Below are 19,155 nucleotides of genomic sequence, written 5' to 3' on the forward strand. Positions count from 1 at the left end.
TGTAACATTACAATTAGTCCGAGCTTAGCGCGATTTAAAGACCCGCAACAGAGATTTCGCTCATGCCTCGAGCGAAATGATCGTTCGCCATCGGTCAGCCATTGCCTGACCCGATCTTGCCGCCTAGGTTTTGAATATGGCCCATTCTACAGACCCCCTTCTTGCTGAAATCGCGCACCGTCAGGATGATCTGATCACCTTGACGCAAGAGCTGATCCGTATCCCGACCCTGAACCCGCCGGGCCAGAACTATCGTGCGATCTGCTCGTTCATCGCGGAACGGCTGGGGAAACAGGGCTGGACGGTCGAAATGATACGCGCCGACGGCACGCCGGGCGATTGTGCCGACTACCCCCGCTGGAATGTCATCGCCCGGCACCAGGGTGACACGCCCGGTGACTGCGTCCATTTCAACAGCCACCATGACGTGGTCGAGGTGGGCCATGGCTGGACGAAAAACCCGTTCGGAGGTGAGCTGGACAACGGGCGCATTTACGGGCGTGGTGCGTGTGACATGAAAGGCGGCCTTGCCGCATCAATCATCGCCGCCGAAGCCTTCGTTGCGCGGCACCCGGATCACAGGGGCACGGTGGAAATCAGCGCCACGGCAGACGAGGAATCGGGTGGCTATGGCGGCGTGGCCTATCTGGCCGAGAAAGGGTATTTCGATCCCGATCGCGTGCAGCACGTGATCATTCCGGAACCGCTGAACAAAGATCGTATCTGCCTGGGCCACCGCGGCGTCTGGTGGGCCGAGATCGAAACCAAAGGACGCATCGCCCATGGCTCGATGCCCTTCCTCGGGGATTCCGCGATCCGCCACATGGGTGCGGTGCTGGAAGAGATGGAGCGCCACCTGTTCCCGCTTCTGGCGTCGAAACAGACCGACATGCCGGTGGTGCCGGAAGGCGCAAAGCAATCTACGCTGAACATCAACTCGATCCACGGCGGCGAGGGCGAACAGGCAAACGACTATACTGGCTTGCCCGCCCCCTGTGTCTCAGACCGCTGCCGAATTGTCATCGATCGTCGTTTCCTGATGGAAGAAGACATCGACGAGGTGAAAGCCGAAGTGACACGGATGCTGGAAAAGATCCGCGCCGAGCGACCCAGCTTCGACTACGATATACGCGACATGCACGAGGTCATTCCGACCTTGACCGAAAAAGACGCTCCGGTGGTGACGACGACTGCCGCAGCGATCGAAAAGGTGCTGGGTCAGCAGCCCTCCTACGTGGTTTCACCTGGCACCTATGACCAGAAACACATCGACCGCATCGGCAAGTTGAAGAACTGCATCGCCTACGGGCCTGGCATCCTCGATCTCGCGCACCAACCGGATGAATGGGTGGGTGTCGACGACATGACTGACAGCGCAGGCGTGATGGGATTGGTGCTGAATGAACTGCTCAGCTGACGGAAGCCGCGCGATGCGCGGCCGATTTCAGGCCTCCGGCGGGGATATTTTCAGCCAGAAGAAACAGCGCGTCGGGGTCGGGCTTCTTCTGGCCTAAAATATCCTGGGGTGAGCGGTGCAGCCGCGAGGGGCATCGCCCCTTATTAAGGTCGACTATACCGGGATGTTGTCGATCAGGCGAACACCCCCCAGCGTCGCCGCAACCAGAAGCCGTGCTGGTCGGTCCAGTGCCATGACTGGCGACAGGTCGGCGGCGTCCCGCAGTTCAAGATACTCGACCGTATCAAACCCTGCCCGTTCGATCTGCGCCTTGGCACTGTTCAACACAACGCGTTTATCTGCTCCACGGCGGATGGCTGTGGCGGCGCGGTCCAGTTCGGTTTTCAGGGCCGGGGCAATCGCGCGGTCCTGCGCTGAGAGGCGCACATTGCGCGAGGACATTGCCAAGCCGTCTTTTTCCCGGATGGTCGGGCAACCCAGGACCTCGGTTTCAATGTCGAGATCTTCGGACAAGCGGCGCACCAGAAGCATCTGTTGATAGTCTTTTTCACCGAAACACGCCACGTCGGCGCGGGTTTGCAGGAACAGCTTTGCCACAACGGTCGCCACCCCGTCGAAGTGGCCCGGACGATGTGCCCCCTCCAAATCCTCGGTCAGGCCAGCGACGTGGACATTGGTGGCGAACCCGTCTGGATAGATCTGGTCCGGGGTCGGCACATAGAGCGCATCGACCGCGTAGGGGGCTAGTTTTTCGGCATCCTGTTCTTCGGTCCGGGGATATCTGTCCAGATCATCGGGGTTATTGAATTGTTTGGGGTTCACGAAGATCGTGACGATGACACGATCGGCATGCTGCCGCGCGACCTCGACCAGAGACAGGTGTCCCGCGTGAAGGGCACCCATTGTCGGCACCACGGCCACGCGTTCGCCTTTGAAGATCCAGCTGCGGCGCAGGGTGCGCAGATCGCCCTTCGACCGAATGATCTTCATTTTGTGTCAACCTCGTCGGCAAAGACATGCTCCGGGGCCGGGAAGCTGCGTTCGCGCACTTCTTTGGCGTAGTGAGCAATCGCCTTCTCACCCTCCTCGCCCAAAGCGGCGTAGCGTTTGGCGAATTTCGGTTTGAACGCCGTGAACAGGCCCAGCATGTCATCCACCACGAGGATCTGGCCATCGCAACCCGCCGACGCGCCGATGCCGATGGTCGGAATGGACAGCGCGTTCGTGATTTCGTTCGACAGGCCCTCTGGCACCTTTTCCAGAACGACCGAGAACGCGCCCGCCGCCTCTACGGCCTTTGCATCCGCCAGCACGCGGGCCCGGTCTTCGCCGCGCCCCTGCACCTTGTAACCGCCTAGCGTGTTGATGGCCTGCGGCGTCAACCCGACATGCGCCATGACCGGGATCGAACGGCTGGTCAGAAAGCGGATCGTGTCGGCCATTGTCACCCCGCCTTCCAGCTTGACCGCTGCCGCCCCGGTGACGCGCATCAGGCGCGCGGCATTGCGAAACGCCTGTTCGGGGCATTCCTCGTAGGATCCGAACGGCATATCCACGACCATCATGGCCTGCTTGAGCCCGCGTTTCACCGCTGCGCCATGCAGTTCCATCATCTCCATCGTGACCCCCAGGGTGTCGGGCAGGCCATGCACCACCATGCCTACGCTGTCACCAACCAACACGATGTCGCAATGGGCATCCATCATCTGCGCTGTAGGGGTTGCATAGGCGGTCAGGCACACCAGCGGCGTGCCGCCTTTGCGTGCAAGAATATCCGCCGGTGTGGGCACTGTTACCTTGGCCGAGGCGCTCATGTTTCTCCTCCCCTGATCCTCATCGCGCGTTCACTATAATGCTGCATTGCAGAAAATCAAAGAGACTTCAAAGGCGACTGACCCGAGGTCTTTTCCTTGCGTCGGAACGATTTCCCGCGTTTCATGTTGCCAATCCCGTTTCTTGGGCCAAGGAGGATCGACCATGACCAACCTGAAATTCACTGCTGCCGCATGGGCTCTGATGGTGACGACCGCGCTGGCCGATGGTGACACGATCACGCTGGGCATGGTGTTGGAGCCCCCCAACCTTGATCCGACCGCAGGGGCCGCCGCCGCGATTGACGAGGTGGTCTATGTCAACATCTTCGAAGGGCTGACCCGGTTCGGCCCCGATGGGTCGATCCTTCCCGGTCTGGCCAGTGAATGGTCGGTCAGCGATGACGGTCTGACCTATACCTTCAAGCTGCGCGATGGTGTGACCTTTCATGACGGCACCACGATGGACGCCGAGGACGTGATCTTCTCGCTTGATCGGGCGCGGGCAGAAGACTCGACGAACGCCCAAAAGGCACTGTTCAAGGATATCGAGGCCGTGACAGCACCCGATCCGCTGACCGTCGAGGTGAAGCTGGCATCGCCCAACGGCAATTTCCCGTTCAACATGGCGTGGGGGGATGCGGTGATCGTGGCCCCAGAAAGCATCGACAACGCTGCCACGGCCCCGGTGGGCACAGGGCCGTTCAGCTTTGTCGAATGGGCCAAGGGCGATCATGTGAAGATCAAACGCAATGATGCATATTGGGGCGAGGCACCCGCGTTGGCAGAAGCCACGTTCAAGTTCATTTCGGACCCCAACGCGGCGTTTGCTGCGATGATGGCAGAGGATGTGGATGCCTTTCCAAACTTCCCCGCCACCGAAACCCTGTCGCAGTTCGAGGCCGATCCCCGCTTCAACGTGATCGTCGGCTCGACCGAGGGTGAGACGATCCTGTCCATCAACAACACCGCCGGGCCGCTGGCGGATGTGCGGGTGCGCAAAGCCATCGCACATGCCATCAACCGGCAAGATATCATTGACGGGGCAATGTTCGGCTATGGCACGCCGATCGGCACCCATTTCGCGCCACACCACCCGGATTACGTGGACCTGACGGAAAACTCCGCCTATGACCCCGAACTGTCAAAAACCCTGCTGGCCGAGGCTGGTGCCGACAACCTGACCCTGCGTCTGATGCTGCCGCCGCCCTCCTACGCTCGTCGCGGGGGCGAGATCGTTGCGGCCCAACTGCGCGCCGTCGGGATCAACACCGAGATATCGAACCTTGAATGGGCGCAGTGGATCGAACAGGTGTTCAAGGGCAAGGATTTCGACCTGACCATCGTCAGCCATACCGAGCCTGCGGACATCAACATCTATGCCCGGCCGGATTACTATTTCCAGTATGACAATGCCGAATTCCAGGCGCTGATCGAGAAATTGTCGGTCACGTCCGATCCAGCCATGCGGTCGGAGTTGAACAAGCAGGCGCAGAAGGTCATCGCCGAGGACTATGTGAACGGGTATCTGTTTCAACTGGCGAAAACCGGTGTGGCGAACGCCAAGATCAACGGATTGTGGGAAAACGCACCCACGCAGGCCAATGACCTGACGGGGGTCAGCTGGTCAGAGTAAGGATTGAGCGAAACAGTGTCGGGGCGCCTGTCGCGGGCGCCCCGTTGTCATGACTTCGCCGCGTTGGGGTTCGGTGTCACACGGCGGTTCAACATCGCTTCGCGCCAGGTGATGTAGGTCACGGAGCCAATAATCACACCCGCGCCGGCGATCACCCAAACATCCAGCGGTTCGGCGAACAGCCACGCCCCCATCATCGTCGCCCAGATGATTTGCAGGAAGGTCACGGGCTGGGTGACGGACACCGGCGCTTCGGCAAAGGCGCGCGACATGGCGTAGTGTCCGGCGGTCGCGCAGAAGGCAATCAGAACGGACCACCCCAAATCTGTAAGGCTGGGCGGCACCCAGACCAGCCAGGCCGCCGGGGCCAGCCCGATCGTTACCGTGACCGACATGATGGCGACCACGACGGCTGCGGATGCTTCTTGCGACAGGCGTTTGGCAATCAGGTAGGAGATGCCCAGAAAGATGGCGGTGAACACCATCGCCAGATGGCCCGATCCAAGCTCCCGCACGCCCGGGCGCAGGATGATCAGCACGCCGAGGAAGGCGAAAACCACAGCGGTCATCCGACGGGTCGAAAACCCTTCACCCAGAAACAGCGCCGCCCCCAGCATGACATAGATCGGGTTGAGGTAGTTCATCGCCACGACCTCGGCCACGGTGATCTGGGTCATGGCATAGAACCAACACAGCACCGCGCCCGTATGCACCACACCGCGCAAGGCAAACAGCCGCCACATCGGGGGCGAAAACCGCGCCCGCTTCAACTGCCCAAGCGCGGGCAGTACGAAGATCAGCCCGAACAGGTATCGCAAGAATGCGGCCTGCGATGACGGCAGGGTCTGACCGACATACTTCACCAACCCATTCAGCAGGACAAAGAAAAACCCCGCCGCCAGCATCCACAGGATGCCATGCAGGGGTCTTTGTGATGTTGGGGTCAGGGTGGTCATTCCGCGACCTGACCCGAGTTTGGTCCGAAAGACAAGAGACCCCGGCACGGTGATCCGGGCCGGGGTCTTGTGAACAACGCGAAAGGGCGCGTGTCAGAGCTGGGCCAGGACCTCGTCCGTGGCTTCGAAGTTGGTGGTGACACGCTGAACGTCGTCGTCATCCTCCAACGCATCCACCAGCTTCATCAGTTTTTGCATCCCGTCCAGATCCAGTTCGGTGGTCATGTTGGGTTGCCAGATCAGCTTGGTCGATTCGCTTTCGCCCAGCGCGGCCTCCAGCGCGTTCGACACTTCGTTCAGGTCAGTGTCGGCGCAGGTGATGCGGTGGCCGTCCTCGGTTGTTTCGCAATCCTCAGCGCCCGCTTCGATGGCGGCTTCCATCACGGTGTCGGCGTCGCCGGCCTCCAGCGGATAGATCACCTCGCCCTTGCGGTCGAACATGAACCCGACCGAGCCGGTTTCGCCAAGGTTCCCACCGTTTTTCGAGAAGGTCGAGCGCACGGTCGAAGCGGTGCGGTTCTTGTTGTCGGTCATGGTTTCGACGATCACCGCAACACCGTTCGGCCCATAGCCTTCATAGCGGATTTCGTCGTAATTCTCGGCATCTCCGCCTTGCGATTTCTTGATCGCGCGGTCAATCACATCCTTCGGCACGGATTGCGATTTCGCCTCTTTCACCGCCAGACGCAGGCGCGGGTTCTTGTCCGGGTCCGGATCACCCATCTTGGCGGCGACGGTGATTTCCTTTGCAAGTTTCGAAAACAGCTTTGAACGGGCAGCATCCTGACGCCCCTTGCGGTGCTGGATGTTTGCCCATTTTGAGTGGCCAGCCATGGCGCCCTCCGAATTGATACAGATATGGATATGTTGCGCGGTTCAATACAGCAGGGCTTGGGGGGGCCGCAAGCCCCGCTTGTCTGTCGCCCGGGCGTCGTCAGGCGCGTTCGTCCTTGGGCGAGCCCATGACTACATGGGTGACGATCTGGTGCACCTGCGCAAGCGTGCCCAGCTTGTCGGTGTGAAATCGCTTGTAGGCCACCAGATCTTCTGCCTCGACCCTAAGCAGGTATTCCACCGTTCCGGTGATGTTGTGACATTCGCGCACCTCGTCGTAACGCGCGACCGAGCGTTCGAACCCTTCCTGCGCAGCCTTGGTGTGGTCGGACAGGCCAACCGTGACATACGCAACAAAGCCATTACCCAGCGCGACCGGGTCCAGAACCGCGCGATACCCTTTGATCACGCCCTGGCGTTCAAGTTCCTGCACCCGGCGCAAACAGGCCGAGGGCGACAGGCCCACGCGGTCGGCAAGCTCTGTGTTGGGCAAGCGACCATCGCGCAACAACTCGTGCAATATTTTCTGGTTTATCCGATCAATCTTCGCCATTTATTGCCAAATTATTTCTTTCCGAGACCTGATTGCAATTCTCTGCCCTCATTTTCAGTTGATAATTGCAGCCATGTCAATCGAACTTCTCTCGGCCTTTGTGGCCTTCGCCTTTGTCTCGTCAATCACGCCGGGGCCAAACAACCTGATGCTGATGGCCTCCGGGGCTAATTTCGGATTCCAGCGCACGATCCCGCACATGCTGGGCATCGGCATCGGGTTCACCTTCATGATCGTGCTGGTCGGCGCGGGGCTGATGACGTTGTTTGACCTCTACCCCATCAGCTACACGATCCTGAAGGCGGGCAGCGTCATCTATCTTCTGTGGCTGGCATGGAAAATCGCTCATGCCTCCGAGCCGGGCAGCGGCAAGACAGACGGCACACCAATGACCTTCCTGCAAGCCGCGGCGTTCCAATGGGTCAACCCAAAAGCCTGGGCGATGGCGTTGACCGCGATCAGTGTCTATGCACCATCCCGCGATATGGGGGCCGTCATGCTTGTCGCCGTGATTTTCGGGATCGTGAACCTGCCGTCCGTTTCGATCTGGACAGTTCTCGGGCAGAAAATACGAGTGATCCTGACCAACCCGGTACGCCTTAGGTCGTTCAACGTGACAATGGCCCTGTTGCTGGTCGCCACGCTTTTCCCCGTAATCTACGGGTGACGTTCCATTCCGCAGGCGCTAAGCCTTGGGTATGACAACTGATCAGATCATCCTGTTTTCACTTTTCGGTGCGGTGTTTGGCCTGCTGCTTTGGGGCCGCTATCGCTATGACCTCGTGGCCTTTACCGCCCTGATGGTCGGTGTCGTTTTAGGGGTTGTCCCCACCAAGGATGCGTTTTCGGGCTTCGGTCACCCGGCCACACTGATCGTGGCGCTGGTGCTGGTTGTATCGGCGGGGCTGGTGCGGTCGGGTGCTGTGTTTCTGATCACCCGCACCATGGTCGATGCCTCTCGCTCGCTGGGCGCGCATATTGCGTTGATGGGCGCGATTGGCGGCGTCTTGTCGGCCTTTATGAACAACGTGGCCGCCCTTGCCCTGTTGATGCCCGTAGATGTGCAGACCGCACGCAAGGCCGGTCGCGCGCCGGGGCTGAGCCTGATGCCGCTGTCCTTTGCCACCATCCTTGGCGGCATGGTCACACTGATCGGCACGCCGCCCAACATCATCATCGCCTCGATCCGGGGCGAGGCGCTGGGCGAGCCGTTCCACATGTTCGATTTCGCCCCCGTGGGCGGGGTGACGGCGATTGCGGGGCTGATCTTCGTCGCCCTGATCGGCTGGCGGCTGATCCCGCAAGCCGATGCGGCCGAGTCCAATGCCGACCCGATGGAGGCCTTCGGGCTTTACGTCGCCGAACTGACCATTCCGGAAGGGTCGAAACACATCGGCAAACGGTTGCAGGATCTGGTCGAAACGGCCGAAAAGAACGACGTTGCGATCCTTGGGCTCGTGCGCGACAACAAGCGACGTTATGGCACCCAGCGCGCGACCAAACTGGCTGCAGGTGACGCGCTGGTGATCGAGGCGCGCCCCGAAGCCCTGGACGAATTTCGCGCGGCCCTGGGGCTGGCCTTCACCGATGCCAAGCGCGAAGAAACCCTGCGCGCCGAAGGTGCCGGCCTGTCCAAGATCGAGGTCGCCGTTCCCGTCAACGCCCGCATCGTCGACAAGACCGCGCAATCCGTGGGGCTGCATTGGCGGCAACGCTCGGTCCTTCTGGGCATCTCGCGGTCGGGCAAGCGCATCACCAAGCAGGTGCGCAAGACCAAGATCCGGCCCGGAGATATTCTGCTGCTGCTGGTTCCGCAGGGATCGGAAAGCGATGTCACCGAATGGCTGGGCGGTTTGCCTCTGGCTGAACGCGGATTGACCGTTACGCAGGATGAAAAGGTCTGGCTGGCCATCGGCCTTTTTGGCGGCGCTGTGGCTGCGGCCAGCTTTGGCCTTGTCTATCTGCCGGTCGCGCTGGGTCTTGTCGTCGTCGGCTATACCCTGACCAAGATCGTCCCCCTGTCCGAACTTTATACCCACATCGAATGGCCGGTGGTCGTGCTGCTGGGGTCGATGATCCCGTTGGGGGCGGCGTTGGAAACATCGGGCGGCACGGAACTGATTGCCAATGGCCTGGTTGGGCTTACGCAGGGCATGCCCGCCTGGGCCGTGTTGACGGTTTTGATGATCGTCACCATGACCCTGTCAGATGTGCTGAACAACACCGCCACCACCATCGTTGCCGCCCCGGTGGGCATCCAGATGGCCCAGACGCTGGGAAAAAACCCGGACCCGTTCCTGATGGCGGTCGCAGTGGCGGCAAGCTGCGCCTTCCTGACGCCGATCGGTCACAAAAACAACACGCTGATCCTTGGCCCCGGCGGCTACAAGTTCGGCGACTATTGGCGCATGGGCCTGCCGCTTGAGGTGTTGGTGGTTGCTGTGTCGATCCCGGCGATTCTTGTGTTCTGGCCGCTCTAGCTGCCGCGCGATCACAGCGGCCAGATGAACGGGATCAGGAACGAGGCCAACAGCCCGACGGACAGGTTCAACGGAACCCCGACCTTCAGGAAATCCGAAAACTTGTAGCCCCCCGGTCCATAAACCAGAGTATTCGTCTGGTATCCGATGGGTGTCGCGAAACTGGCCGAAGCCGCCACCATCACCGCCACGACCAGCGGGCGCGGATCCAGCCCCAGCGCATTGGCAAGGCCGATGGCGATGGGTGTGACAACCACGGCGACAGCGTTGTTTGAGACAAGCTCGGTCAGGATCGAGGTCAGCAGATAGATCGCCCAGACGATCAGGAAGGGTGGAAGATTGCCCAGAAGCGGCGCCACGCTTTCCGCGACCAGACTGACCGCGCCCGAGTTTTCCAACCCCGCACCGATTGCCAGCATCGAGAAGATTAATACAAGCAAACGCCCGTCGACGGCCCCGAAGGCCTCGTCCGCGTCGATGCAGCGGGTCAGCAGCACCAGCGCCACCGCCAGCACCGTCAGATAGAAGATCGGCGCCACGCCCAGACCGGCAAGCACAACCAGGCCGACCAGCGTTCCAATAGCAATCGGAGCATGGCCGCGCCGGTATTCGCGCGCCGAAGGTTTTGACACGTCCAGCAGGTTCATGTCCTGCGCCAGCCGTTGAATATCCTCGGGGGCGCCTTCCAGCAGCAGGGTGTCGCCGACCCGCACCACCAGGTCATCAAGCTGTCGGCCGATATTCTGGTTCTTGCGATGCACCGCAAGGGGATAGACGCCATACCGCCGACGCAGGCGCATCCGCCCCAACTGCTTGCCGACCATGCCGCAATCGGGGGTGATCAGAACCTCGACCGTCGTGGTTTCAACCGCTGACACCTGATCCACGCGTTTCAGACTTTTGTCGCGCTGCAGGCTCAGAAGTTCGGCAATCGCCGTACGCAGAACCACCCGGTCGCCCACCTGCAGCGTCACGCCATCCAGATTGCGCCGAAGCGATGCATCGCCACGCACCACATCGATCAGCCGCACCCCGTCACGCTTGAACAGTTGCACCCCGTTGACCTCGCGCCCGATCAGGTTGCTTTCGGGTGGAACCACGGCCTCGGTAAAGAACTTCTTGCGGGACCGGTCCGACAGAAGCGAGGCCATGCTGTCACGATCCGGCAGGATCTTTGGCGCGATGAAGTAGATATAGATCATCCCCCAGGCGACCAGCGCGATGCCCAGGGGTGTGATCTCGAAAATCGTGAATGCCTTCAAACCGTTGGCGCGTGCTACACCATCCACCAACAGGTTGGTCGATGTGCCAATCAGGGTCAGCGTGCCCCCCAGAATGGCCCCATAGCTCAGCGGGATCAGCAGTTTCGAGGCCGAGGTGCCGATCTTCTTCGCCAGTTGAACAAAGACCGGAATCATCACCACGACAACAGGGGTGTTTGAGACGAAGGCCGACGCCAGAACCACAAAGCCCATCAAGGCCGAGAGGGCGATCGCCGGGCTTCTTTCCGCGCGTCGTTCAGCAATCAGGGTAAACCAGTTCAGCGCACCCGTGCGCACCAGCGCCCCCATCACGATGAACATGCCCGCAATGGTCCAGGGGGCAGGGTTCGACAGAACCTGCAAGCCTTTCTCATAGTCCAGAATGCCCAGGATCAGCATGATCGCGACCCCACCGATGGCCACGACCTCGGTCGGAAAGGTCTCGCGCAGGAACATCACGAACATACCAGCCACGACCAGCAGCGAAAGCACCGCCAAAGTCATATCGCCAAAATCAAAAAGGCCCATTGGTTGTCCCTGTTCGCATCGTCAGTGCAGTCTTGCCCCGTGCGCAGGCGCTGGGCAAGCACGGTTTTTGCCGAGAGCACGTAAGATACGTTCATAATGCAAGCGCAAACCGGCTTGCGTCGCCTGCGAAGATCAACCCGGGGCGCCCGGCGTCGACGGGGCAAGCCGTCCGCCCTCGCGGATCATCTGAACATGTGTGGCCTTGCCGGTGCGGTCGTCGGTTTCGACAAACAGACCCGACAGCGTCGCCTCGCCCGTGGCCGGGGTGAACCGGGATTTCGACATGCCGGTCACGAAGCGCCGCATTGGTTCTTCCTTTTGCATGCCGATCACGCTGTCATAATCTCCGCACATCCCGGCATCGGACTGGAACGCCGTGCCTTTGGGCAGGATTTGCGCATCTGCGGTTGGCACATGGGTATGGGTGCCGACGACCACACTGGCCCGCCCGTCGCACCAATGCCCCATGCCCATTTTTTCCGATGTGGCCTCGCAATGAATGTCGACAAGCGTGGCCTGGACCGCCCCCCCAAGCGGGTGGCGTTTCAACACCGCATCCACCGCTGAAAACGGATCGTCGAACGGGCGTTTCATGAACACCTGCCCCAGGACCTGCGTCACCAGAACCTTGCGCCCGCGCGCGTCCGAAAACACCCGCGCGCCCGTTCCCGGCGCGTCTTTGGCATAGTTCAGGGGGCGGATGATCCGCGTTTCCTGCTCACAAAAGGTCAGCATTTCACGTTGATCGAACGCATGATCGCCCAACGTGATCACATCCGCGCCCGCGTCCAGTATCGTGCGCGCATGGGCGGCGGTCAGCCCGGCCCCGCCCGTCGCGTTTTCGCCATTCACCACCACGAAATCCAGCTTCCATGCCTCGCGCAGAGCCTTCAGTCGTTCGGTCACCGCACGCCGTCCCGCGCGCCCCATGATGTCGCCAAGAAAAAGTATCTTCATGCCCAAGCCCTAGGTGGAATGGGCGACAAGGGCAAGCCAAAGCGTCGGGATCACACCCAATGCACACCATCTTCGGTGACTATGGCATCCAGCAGCTGGTCGGTGGGTTCCAGCGGCACCGCGTCCACCTCCTGCCCGCTATAGGCATAGCCGATGGCAAGGGTGGGCCGCTTGGCCCGCAGCCCTTCCAACGTGCGATCATAAAACCCGCCGCCATAGCCCAGACGCCCGCCCTTGCGGTCAAAGGCCAGCAGGGGCACGATCAGCACCTCGGGCTCGACAAACTGCCGGGTCGCGGGAATGAAGGCCCCGAAGGCCCCCTCGACCATTTCGCATTCCGGGGTCCAAAGCGCGAAGCGCAGGGGCTCGCCCAGCTTGCCGATGACCGGCACACAGACCGGCCCATGCGCGGACATGGCGGCCATCACAGGCACCGGCGTGATTTCGGTGCGGATGGGCATGTAACCGGACAGCACCCTGCCCTTGTGATCCATCACCACGGACAAAAGATGCGCCACAGCGGCGGCGGAACGTGCTTCGCTGTGCACCGCTTGCCGACGGGCAAAAGCGGCCTTTCGCGCGCGCGCCTTGGTTTCTTTCAAACCGTCCTGATCCATCGTCACAACAACATCACCGCAGCAAGTCCAAGAAAGGCAAAGAAGCCAACAACATCGGTGACCGTGGTCACAAACGCACCGGAGGCCAGCGCGGGGTCGATGTCAAAGCGTTCCAGCACCACCGGGATGATAACCCCGGCAAGCCCGGCAACCACCAGGTTCACGACCATCGCAACGGCAATCACGACACCCAGCATCGGCGTGCCGAACCACGCGTACCCCACACCGCCCATCACCACGGCAAAGATCAGCCCGTTGATCAGACCCACTGCGGCCTCACGCCGGATCACCCGCCAGACGTTGGCCGAAGTCAGGTCTTTCGTGGCCAAAGAACGCACGGCCACGGTCAGCGACTGCGTACCCGCATTGCCGCCCATCGAGGCCACGATGGGCATCAGGACGGCCAGCGCCACAAATTGCGCAATCACGTCATCGAATTGCGCGATCACCATAGATGCCATAATTGCTGTCACCAAATTGACCGCCAGCCAGGGAAACCGGCGTTTGGTGGTATCGATCACGCGGTCCGACAGGCTGCTTTCGCCCACGCCGGCCAGACGCATGATGTCTTCTTCATGCTCTTCGTCCAGAATAACCATCGCATCGTCGATCGTGATGACACCCACAAGGCGTTCATCGGCGTCGACCACCGGGGCCGATATCAGGTGATACTGGTTGAACGCATAGGCGACCTCGCCCTCGTCCTGCATGACCGGGATGGTGCGAAAACTGTCTTCGGCTATATCAACCATCTTGATTTTGCGGGCGCTGCCCATCAGACGGCCCAGCGTCACATACCCGGTCGGGCGCATCCGGGGGTCCACCAGAATGACGTGATAAAACTGCTCGGGCAGATCATCCTTGTTGCGCAGGAAATCAATGGTTTGCCCGACATCCCAGTGTTCGGGAACAAACACCAGCTCGCGCTGCATCAGGCGGCCCGCGGATTCCTCGGGATAAGACAAGGATTGCTCGACCACCGCCCGGTCGTCATCATCAAGCGCTTTCAGAACCGCCGCCGTTTGCGGTTCATCAAGGTCTTCGATCAGGTCGACGACATCGTCAGTCTCAAGCTCGCGCACCGCGTCGGCCAGAACCGTTGGCGACATGGCCCCGACGATTTCCTCGCGCAGCCCTTCGTCCAGTTCAGACAGAATCTCGCCGTCCAGTTCGCCACCATACAGGCGCACCAACGCGACGCGTTCTTCATGGCCCAACTGTTCGATGATATCGGCGATGTCTGCGGCGTGAACCGGTTCCAGCGCGCGGATCAACGCGTCAGCGTCTTCCGCTTCAAGCGCATCCAGAACCGGCTGGAACACCTCGTGGTCCAGCTCGTAATCCCCTTCTTCGAGCGCATCGTCGTTATGTTGATCGTCCAGCACCACGAAGCCCTCCGGTTTGGTGAGCGTGAACATAGGGCAAGGCTGAACGCTTGGGAACTGCAAGAAACTCGTTGCCACTGTATTTCTCAAGGCCTAGTCTGCCCGATGGCGCAGACGAAAGGCACGACATGCAGCTTCTTCTTGGTCAAACCATTCGCTTTACCGCGGATCCGTTCACAAACCCGCTGACCGACAGCGTGACATACGAGCGGCATGGCGCGGTGGCGGTCGAAAACGGACGGATCGCCGATGTGGGACCTGCGGACGACCTGCGCAACAAACATCCCCAGGCGCGCGTGATCGACTATGGCGATGCGCTGATTTCGCCCGGGTTCGTGGATGCGCATGTGCATTATCCGCAAACCGCCATCATCGCGTCATGGGGCAAGCGGCTGATCGACTGGCTGAACAGCTATACCTTCCCCGAGGAAAGCCGCTTTGGCGACCCGGCCCACGCAGCCCAGATTGCCGAAACCTATTTCGACCTCGTCACTGCGGCGGGCACCACGACCACGGTCAGCTATTGCACCATTCATCCCGAAAGCGTTGACGCCTATTTCACCGCCGCCGCCAAGCGTGGACTGCGGGTGTTGGGCGGCAAGACCTGCATGGATCGCAACGCCCCCGACACCCTGCAAGACACAGCGCCACACGCCTATGACGACAGCAAAGCCCTGCTTGAACGCTGGCATGGGCAGGATCGGCTGACTTATGTCATCACGCCCCGATTTGCGCCGACATCGACGCCCGATCAGCTGGCAGCCCTCGGCGCGTTGTGGGCCGAGCACCCGGATGTGCTGATGCAGACCCATATCAGCGAACAACACGAGGAAATCGCATGGGTCGCGGACCTGTTTCCCGACGCGCGTGATTATCTGGATGTTTATGAACACCACGGCCTTCTGGGGCCGGGCGCGTTGTTGGGTCATGCCATCCACCTGACCGACCGTGAACGCGACCGCATTCGCGAGGTCGATGCCAGCCTGATCCACTGCCCGACCTCGAACCTGTTTATCGGGTCCGGCCTGTTTGACATGCAGGGGTTGATGGAACAGGGCCACCGGATCGGGCTGGCCACCGACACGGGCGGAGGGTCGTCCTTTTCGATGCTGCGCACCATGGCGGCAGCTTACGAGGTGGGCCAATTGCGCGGCCACCCCCTGCACCCCGCGCAGCTTTGGTGGCTGGCGACCGAAGGCTCGGCACGCGCCCTGCACATGGCGGACAGGATCGGCACGCTGGAGCCGGGGTCCGAGGCGGATCTGGCGGTCATCGACCTGTCCTCGACACAAGCCATCGCTCAGCGCGCGGCACGCGCCGAGGATATATGGCAAGCCATCTTCCCCACCATCATGATGGGCGATGATCGCGCGATCAAAGCCGTCTGGGCAAACGGGTCATGCCTTAGAAGCTGACCAGAGCCACCCCGACCAGCACAAACGCCGCCCCCGCCAATTCCTGCCGCGACAGCCCTTCGCCGATGACGAAGGCATAGGCCAGCACAAGCAGAGATTCGGTGGCGATGATGGCGATATAGGCCAGGCCCAGTTCGACCTGTCGCAGCAAAAGCACCTCGGACACCACAGTACCCGCCAATACGGCGACCAGCAGCGCCAGTGGCAACAGCGCAAACCCATAGGAAAAATGCTTCATCAAGATGGTCGAGACCCCGTAGCCAAGGGCCGCAGCCAAAGCCAAAAATGTTTTGTCACTCATTACTGAAAGCATGGTGAGTCCATCCTTTCTGCGGCAATATCCGCGTGAGTTATGGTTCTAAAATACCATTGATCTTACCAGAAAAAGACTGCGCTGGCAAAGCGGCGCGGATTAGGGGTCAGCCGGCCACACGCGCCGCCAGCCTATTCTGATCTTCGACAAGGCGCGGCAGGTCGAGCGTCGCGATCCGCCCATCCTGCACAATCTGACGCCCGTCCACGAACAGGTCGCGCACCTGTCGTGGTCCGGCCAGAACCAGCGCCGCCGGGTCCCAACTGCCTGCGGAGTCCAACCCCGAAGCATCCCAAATCGCGATATCCGCGCGCTTACCGACCGCGATCTGGCCGCAATCGGGGCGGCCCAGAACCTCGGCCCCGCCGCGGGTGGCTATGCGCAACACCTCGCGGGCGCTCATCTTGTCGGCGCCGAAGGCCACGCGTTGCAACAGCATGGCCTGGCGCGCTTCGTCGATCAGATTGCCCTGATCGTTCGAGGCCGATCCATCCACACCCAAGCCAACCTTGACGCCCGCATCGCGCATCCGGCGCACGGGCGCGATCCCCGATCCAAGGCGGCAGTTTGAACACGGACAATGCGCCACCCCGGTGCGGGTATGGGCAAACAGGTCGATCTCGGCGCCGTCCAGCTTGACGCAATGGGCGTGCCAGACGTCATCCCCGACCCAACCCAGATCTTCGGCATACTGACCGGGGCGACAGCCGAACTGTGCCTGACTATAGGCGATATCCTCGTCATTCTCTGCCAGATGGGTGTGCATCATCACACCTTTGTCGCGCGCCAGAACGGCGGCGTCCCGCATCAACTCGCGGCTGACGGAAAAGGGGGAACAGGGCGCCACGCCCACGCGCAACATCGAACCTTCGGACGGGTCGTGAAAGGCGTCAATCACGCGAATGCAATCTTCAAGAATGGCGCTTTCACGTTCGACCAGCCCATCCGGCGGCAGGCCGCCATCGCTTTCCCCGATCGACATGGCCCCGCGCGTGGGGTGAAACCGCAGCCCAACTTCCTGCGCGCCGTCAATCGTATCCTCAAGACGGGCACCATTGGGGTAGAGATAAAGGTGGTCCGAGCTCATCGTGCAGCCTGACAGGGCCAGTTCAGCCAGCCCGACCATCGCCGACACGCGCATTTCATCCGGTCCGAAGCGCGACCAGATCGGATACAGCGTCTGAAGCCAGCCGAACAGAAGCGCGTCCTGCCCCCCCGGCACTGCCCGCGTCAGGGTCTGATACAGGTGATGATGCGTGTTCACCAAGCCCGGTGTCACCACCGCGCGGCTGGCATCCAACACCTCGGCATCTTGGGGCAGATCGGGGCCGATTTCCGTGATCACACCACCCGAGATGCGGATGTCGTTAGATGACAGCTCGCGGCCATCATCATCCATGGTCAGAATGGTTTGTGCATTGCGGATCAGCAGGTCCATGTTGTCTCCTCCCGCCCGTTTCGGTGAGACAGCATTGGCGGCGACAGAAAGGGCAAAGGACTCGCGCGCAGGGGCAAGGTGCCACGAGTAGCCGGCACCGGGCAAGGGTCTTGCTCGGTGGATCAGGTACCAGACAGGTGCTCCAATGCAGCCGCGTGAATCTGTGCATTGGCCGCCGCGACCACCCGTCCGCCCTGATGCGCCGGGCCACCTTCCCAATTTGTGACAACGCCACCCGCCGCCTGGATCACCGCCATCGGACCCTGGATGTCGTAGGCCTGCAAACCTGCCTCGACCACCAGGTCGATCTGCCCCGAGGCCACAAGACCATAGGCATAGCAATCCAGCCCGAACCGCGTCAGCCTTACCTGTCGCGACAGCCGTTGAAAGGCCTGACCTTCGGCAGGGGTGCCGACCTCGGGAAAGGTGGTGAACAGGATCGCGTCGGACAAATCACGTGGCGCGCGGGTTTTCAGGGCGCGCGTTCCCTGTGGCCCGACGACGCGAGCTTCACCGAGGCCCCCAATGAAACGTTCGCCGATATAGGGCTGATCAATGACACCCAGCAGTGGGCCGCTGGCGTCCGCCACCGCGATCAGGACACCCCAGGTCGGCGTGCCCGACAGAAACGCGCGGGTGCCGTCGATCGGGTCAAGCACCCAGGTCAGACCGCTTGTCCCTTCGGTCCGGCCGTATTCCTCACCCAGAATGGCATCTTCCGGGCGTTGTGCGGACAGGATATCGCGCATGGCGCGTTCTGCGGCGCGGTCGCCTTCGGTAACCGGATCAAACCCTTCGCTGATCTTGTTTTCGGCAGCCAGATCACTGGCCCGGAAATAGGGCAGAACGGCAATGCGCGCCGCGTCGGCCAAAGCCTCTGCAACGCGCAACAGGTCGTCTTTCACCTCGGATTTCAGATCGATCACCATGTCACCCCGGCAGTTTCCTGCCCGCGCGGTAGCAGGGCAACGGGTCTGGCGTCAAGCGCAGGCCCAAATGCAGGGCCCGCCTTCTGAGCCGGTGCGCTCAGGCCACGTCCGACAGGACACGCGCCAGTTCGAACAGGCGGCGGCGCTGATTGTCCGGAATGGCATAATAGCTGCGCACCAGTTCCAACGCTTCCTTGTCCGCCAGAATATCGCCGGGCAGGGCGTTTTCGGTGTCGGCATCGGGCTTGCTTTCCAGCCCTTCAAAGAAAAAGCTGACCGGCACCGAAAGGGCCGCTGCAATATCCCAAAGCCGAGACGCCGAGACGCGGTTCATGCCGGTTTCATATTTCTGGATCTGCTGGAACTTGATCCCGACTTTTTCAGCCAACTGCTGCTGCGTCATTCCCACCATCCAACGGCGATGACGCACCCGCTTACCAACATGGACATCCACCGGATGTTTCATTGAACCACTCCTCGTTACTAGATTGTATTACGCAACCACTGATCACGTGTCGACGCCGTCACTCAACCTGTCTTTTTGGTCAGCCTCCACGCCAATCATGAAAAACTTATTAATTACAACGCGATATGAGCATCTAATCGCATTTTCCACGCATCCAC

18 protein-coding genes are annotated in these 19,155 nt (G+C 61.0%); 5 read left to right on the forward strand and 13 right to left on the reverse strand.

The window, feature by feature from the left end:
• Nucleotides 1-136: 136 nt before the first annotated feature.
• Complete coding sequence (locus tag MUY21_RS03760) at nt 137-1,417, forward strand: acetylornithine deacetylase/succinyl-diaminopimelate desuccinylase family protein (protein WP_248409032.1); 1,281 nt, start codon at nt 137-139, stop codon at nt 1,415-1,417.
• 153 nt (nt 1,418-1,570) lie between these two features.
• On the opposite strand, the gene panC is transcribed toward MUY21_RS03760, so the two are convergent.
• Both panC and panB read right to left on the reverse strand, forming a co-directional pair.
• Nucleotides 1,571-2,407: a pantoate--beta-alanine ligase gene (gene panC / locus MUY21_RS03765; protein ID WP_248409033.1), complete on the reverse strand. Its 837-nt coding sequence runs from the start codon at nt 2,405-2,407 to the stop codon at nt 1,571-1,573.
• The gene (panB, locus tag MUY21_RS03770; protein ID WP_248409034.1) at nt 2,404-3,231 is read right to left on the reverse strand and encodes a 3-methyl-2-oxobutanoate hydroxymethyltransferase; all 828 of its coding nucleotides are present in this window, start codon (nt 3,229-3,231) and stop codon (nt 2,404-2,406) included. Before panB ends, panC begins: the two co-directional genes overlap by 4 nt.
• 163 nt (nt 3,232-3,394) lie before the next feature.
• Between panB and MUY21_RS03775 the strand changes: the two genes are divergently transcribed.
• Nucleotides 3,395-4,864, forward strand: a complete 1,470-nt coding sequence (locus MUY21_RS03775; protein WP_248409035.1) for an ABC transporter substrate-binding protein — start codon at nt 3,395-3,397, stop codon at nt 4,862-4,864.
• 47 nt (nt 4,865-4,911) lie between these two features.
• Here the strand turns inward: MUY21_RS03775 and MUY21_RS03780 are convergent, their stop codons facing one another.
• From MUY21_RS03780 to MUY21_RS03790, 3 genes are all read right to left on the reverse strand, one after another.
• The gene (locus MUY21_RS03780) at nt 4,912-5,820 is read right to left on the reverse strand and encodes a DMT family transporter (RefSeq protein ID WP_248409036.1); all 909 of its coding nucleotides are present in this window, start codon (nt 5,818-5,820) and stop codon (nt 4,912-4,914) included.
• Nucleotides 5,821-5,913: 93 nt separating this feature from the next.
• Nucleotides 5,914-6,654 (reverse strand): YebC/PmpR family DNA-binding transcriptional regulator, encoded by a 741-nt coding sequence (locus MUY21_RS03785; protein WP_191286510.1) that lies wholly within the window; start codon nt 6,652-6,654, stop codon nt 5,914-5,916.
• A 100-nt stretch (nt 6,655-6,754) separates the two neighbouring features.
• The gene (locus MUY21_RS03790; RefSeq protein WP_191286511.1) at nt 6,755-7,207 is read right to left on the reverse strand and encodes an Lrp/AsnC family transcriptional regulator; all 453 of its coding nucleotides are present in this window, start codon (nt 7,205-7,207) and stop codon (nt 6,755-6,757) included.
• Between the two features lie 73 nt (nt 7,208-7,280).
• Between MUY21_RS03790 and MUY21_RS03795 the strand changes: the two genes are divergently transcribed.
• On the forward strand, nt 7,281-7,874 hold the full coding sequence (locus MUY21_RS03795; protein WP_248409037.1) for a LysE family translocator: 594 nt from the start codon (nt 7,281-7,283) through the stop codon (nt 7,872-7,874).
• A gap of 31 nt (nt 7,875-7,905) precedes the next feature.
• On the forward strand, nt 7,906-9,687 hold the full coding sequence (locus tag MUY21_RS03800) for an SLC13 family permease (RefSeq protein WP_248409038.1): 1,782 nt from the start codon (nt 7,906-7,908) through the stop codon (nt 9,685-9,687).
• 11 nt (nt 9,688-9,698) lie between these two features.
• On the opposite strand, the gene MUY21_RS03805 is transcribed toward MUY21_RS03800, so the two are convergent.
• The 4 genes from MUY21_RS03805 to mgtE all read right to left on the reverse strand — a co-directional run bounded on the left by MUY21_RS03805 (nt 9,699) and on the right by mgtE (nt 14,469).
• The gene (locus MUY21_RS03805; protein WP_248409039.1) at nt 9,699-11,477 is read right to left on the reverse strand and encodes an SLC13 family permease; all 1,779 of its coding nucleotides are present in this window, start codon (nt 11,475-11,477) and stop codon (nt 9,699-9,701) included.
• Nucleotides 11,478-11,609: 132 nt separating this feature from the next.
• Nucleotides 11,610-12,434 (reverse strand): TIGR00282 family metallophosphoesterase, encoded by an 825-nt coding sequence (locus MUY21_RS03810; protein ID WP_248409040.1) that lies wholly within the window; start codon nt 12,432-12,434, stop codon nt 11,610-11,612.
• Nucleotides 12,435-12,484: 50 nt separating this feature from the next.
• Nucleotides 12,485-13,051: a 5-formyltetrahydrofolate cyclo-ligase gene (locus MUY21_RS03815; protein WP_248409041.1), complete on the reverse strand. Its 567-nt coding sequence runs from the start codon at nt 13,049-13,051 to the stop codon at nt 12,485-12,487.
• A 2-nt stretch (nt 13,052-13,053) separates the two neighbouring features.
• On the reverse strand, nt 13,054-14,469 hold the full coding sequence (mgtE, locus tag MUY21_RS03820; protein ID WP_248409042.1) for a magnesium transporter: 1,416 nt from the start codon (nt 14,467-14,469) through the stop codon (nt 13,054-13,056).
• A gap of 95 nt (nt 14,470-14,564) precedes the next feature.
• On the opposite strand from mgtE, the gene guaD reads away from it, so the two are divergent.
• Nucleotides 14,565-15,851, forward strand: coding sequence for a guanine deaminase (gene guaD / locus MUY21_RS03825; protein WP_248409043.1), 1,287 nt, complete (start codon nt 14,565-14,567; stop codon nt 15,849-15,851).
• On the opposite strand, the gene MUY21_RS03830 is transcribed toward guaD, so the two are convergent.
• The 4 genes from MUY21_RS03830 to MUY21_RS03845 form a co-directional block, all read right to left on the reverse strand.
• Nucleotides 15,841-16,152, reverse strand: a complete 312-nt coding sequence (locus MUY21_RS03830; RefSeq protein ID WP_248409044.1) for a 5-aminolevulinate synthase — start codon at nt 16,150-16,152, stop codon at nt 15,841-15,843. The two genes, guaD and MUY21_RS03830, sit on opposite strands and share 11 nt — an antisense overlap.
• A 118-nt stretch (nt 16,153-16,270) precedes the next feature.
• A complete protein-coding gene (locus MUY21_RS03835; protein ID WP_248409045.1) occupies nt 16,271-17,602 on the reverse strand; it encodes an 8-oxoguanine deaminase in 1,332 nt (443 codons plus the stop codon).
• A 122-nt stretch (nt 17,603-17,724) separates the two neighbouring features.
• Entirely contained in the window at nt 17,725-18,531 is an 807-nt protein-coding gene (gene hisN / locus MUY21_RS03840; RefSeq protein ID WP_248409046.1) for a histidinol-phosphatase, read from the reverse strand.
• 97 nt (nt 18,532-18,628) lie between these two features.
• Complete coding sequence (locus MUY21_RS03845) at nt 18,629-18,997, reverse strand: helix-turn-helix transcriptional regulator (RefSeq protein ID WP_191286520.1); 369 nt, start codon at nt 18,995-18,997, stop codon at nt 18,629-18,631.
• Nucleotides 18,998-19,155: the final 158 nt, after the last annotated feature.

This window comes from Aliiroseovarius sp. S2029 (genome assembly GCF_023195575.1).
Lineage (GTDB): Bacteria > Pseudomonadota > Alphaproteobacteria > Rhodobacterales > Rhodobacteraceae > Aliiroseovarius > Aliiroseovarius zhejiangensis.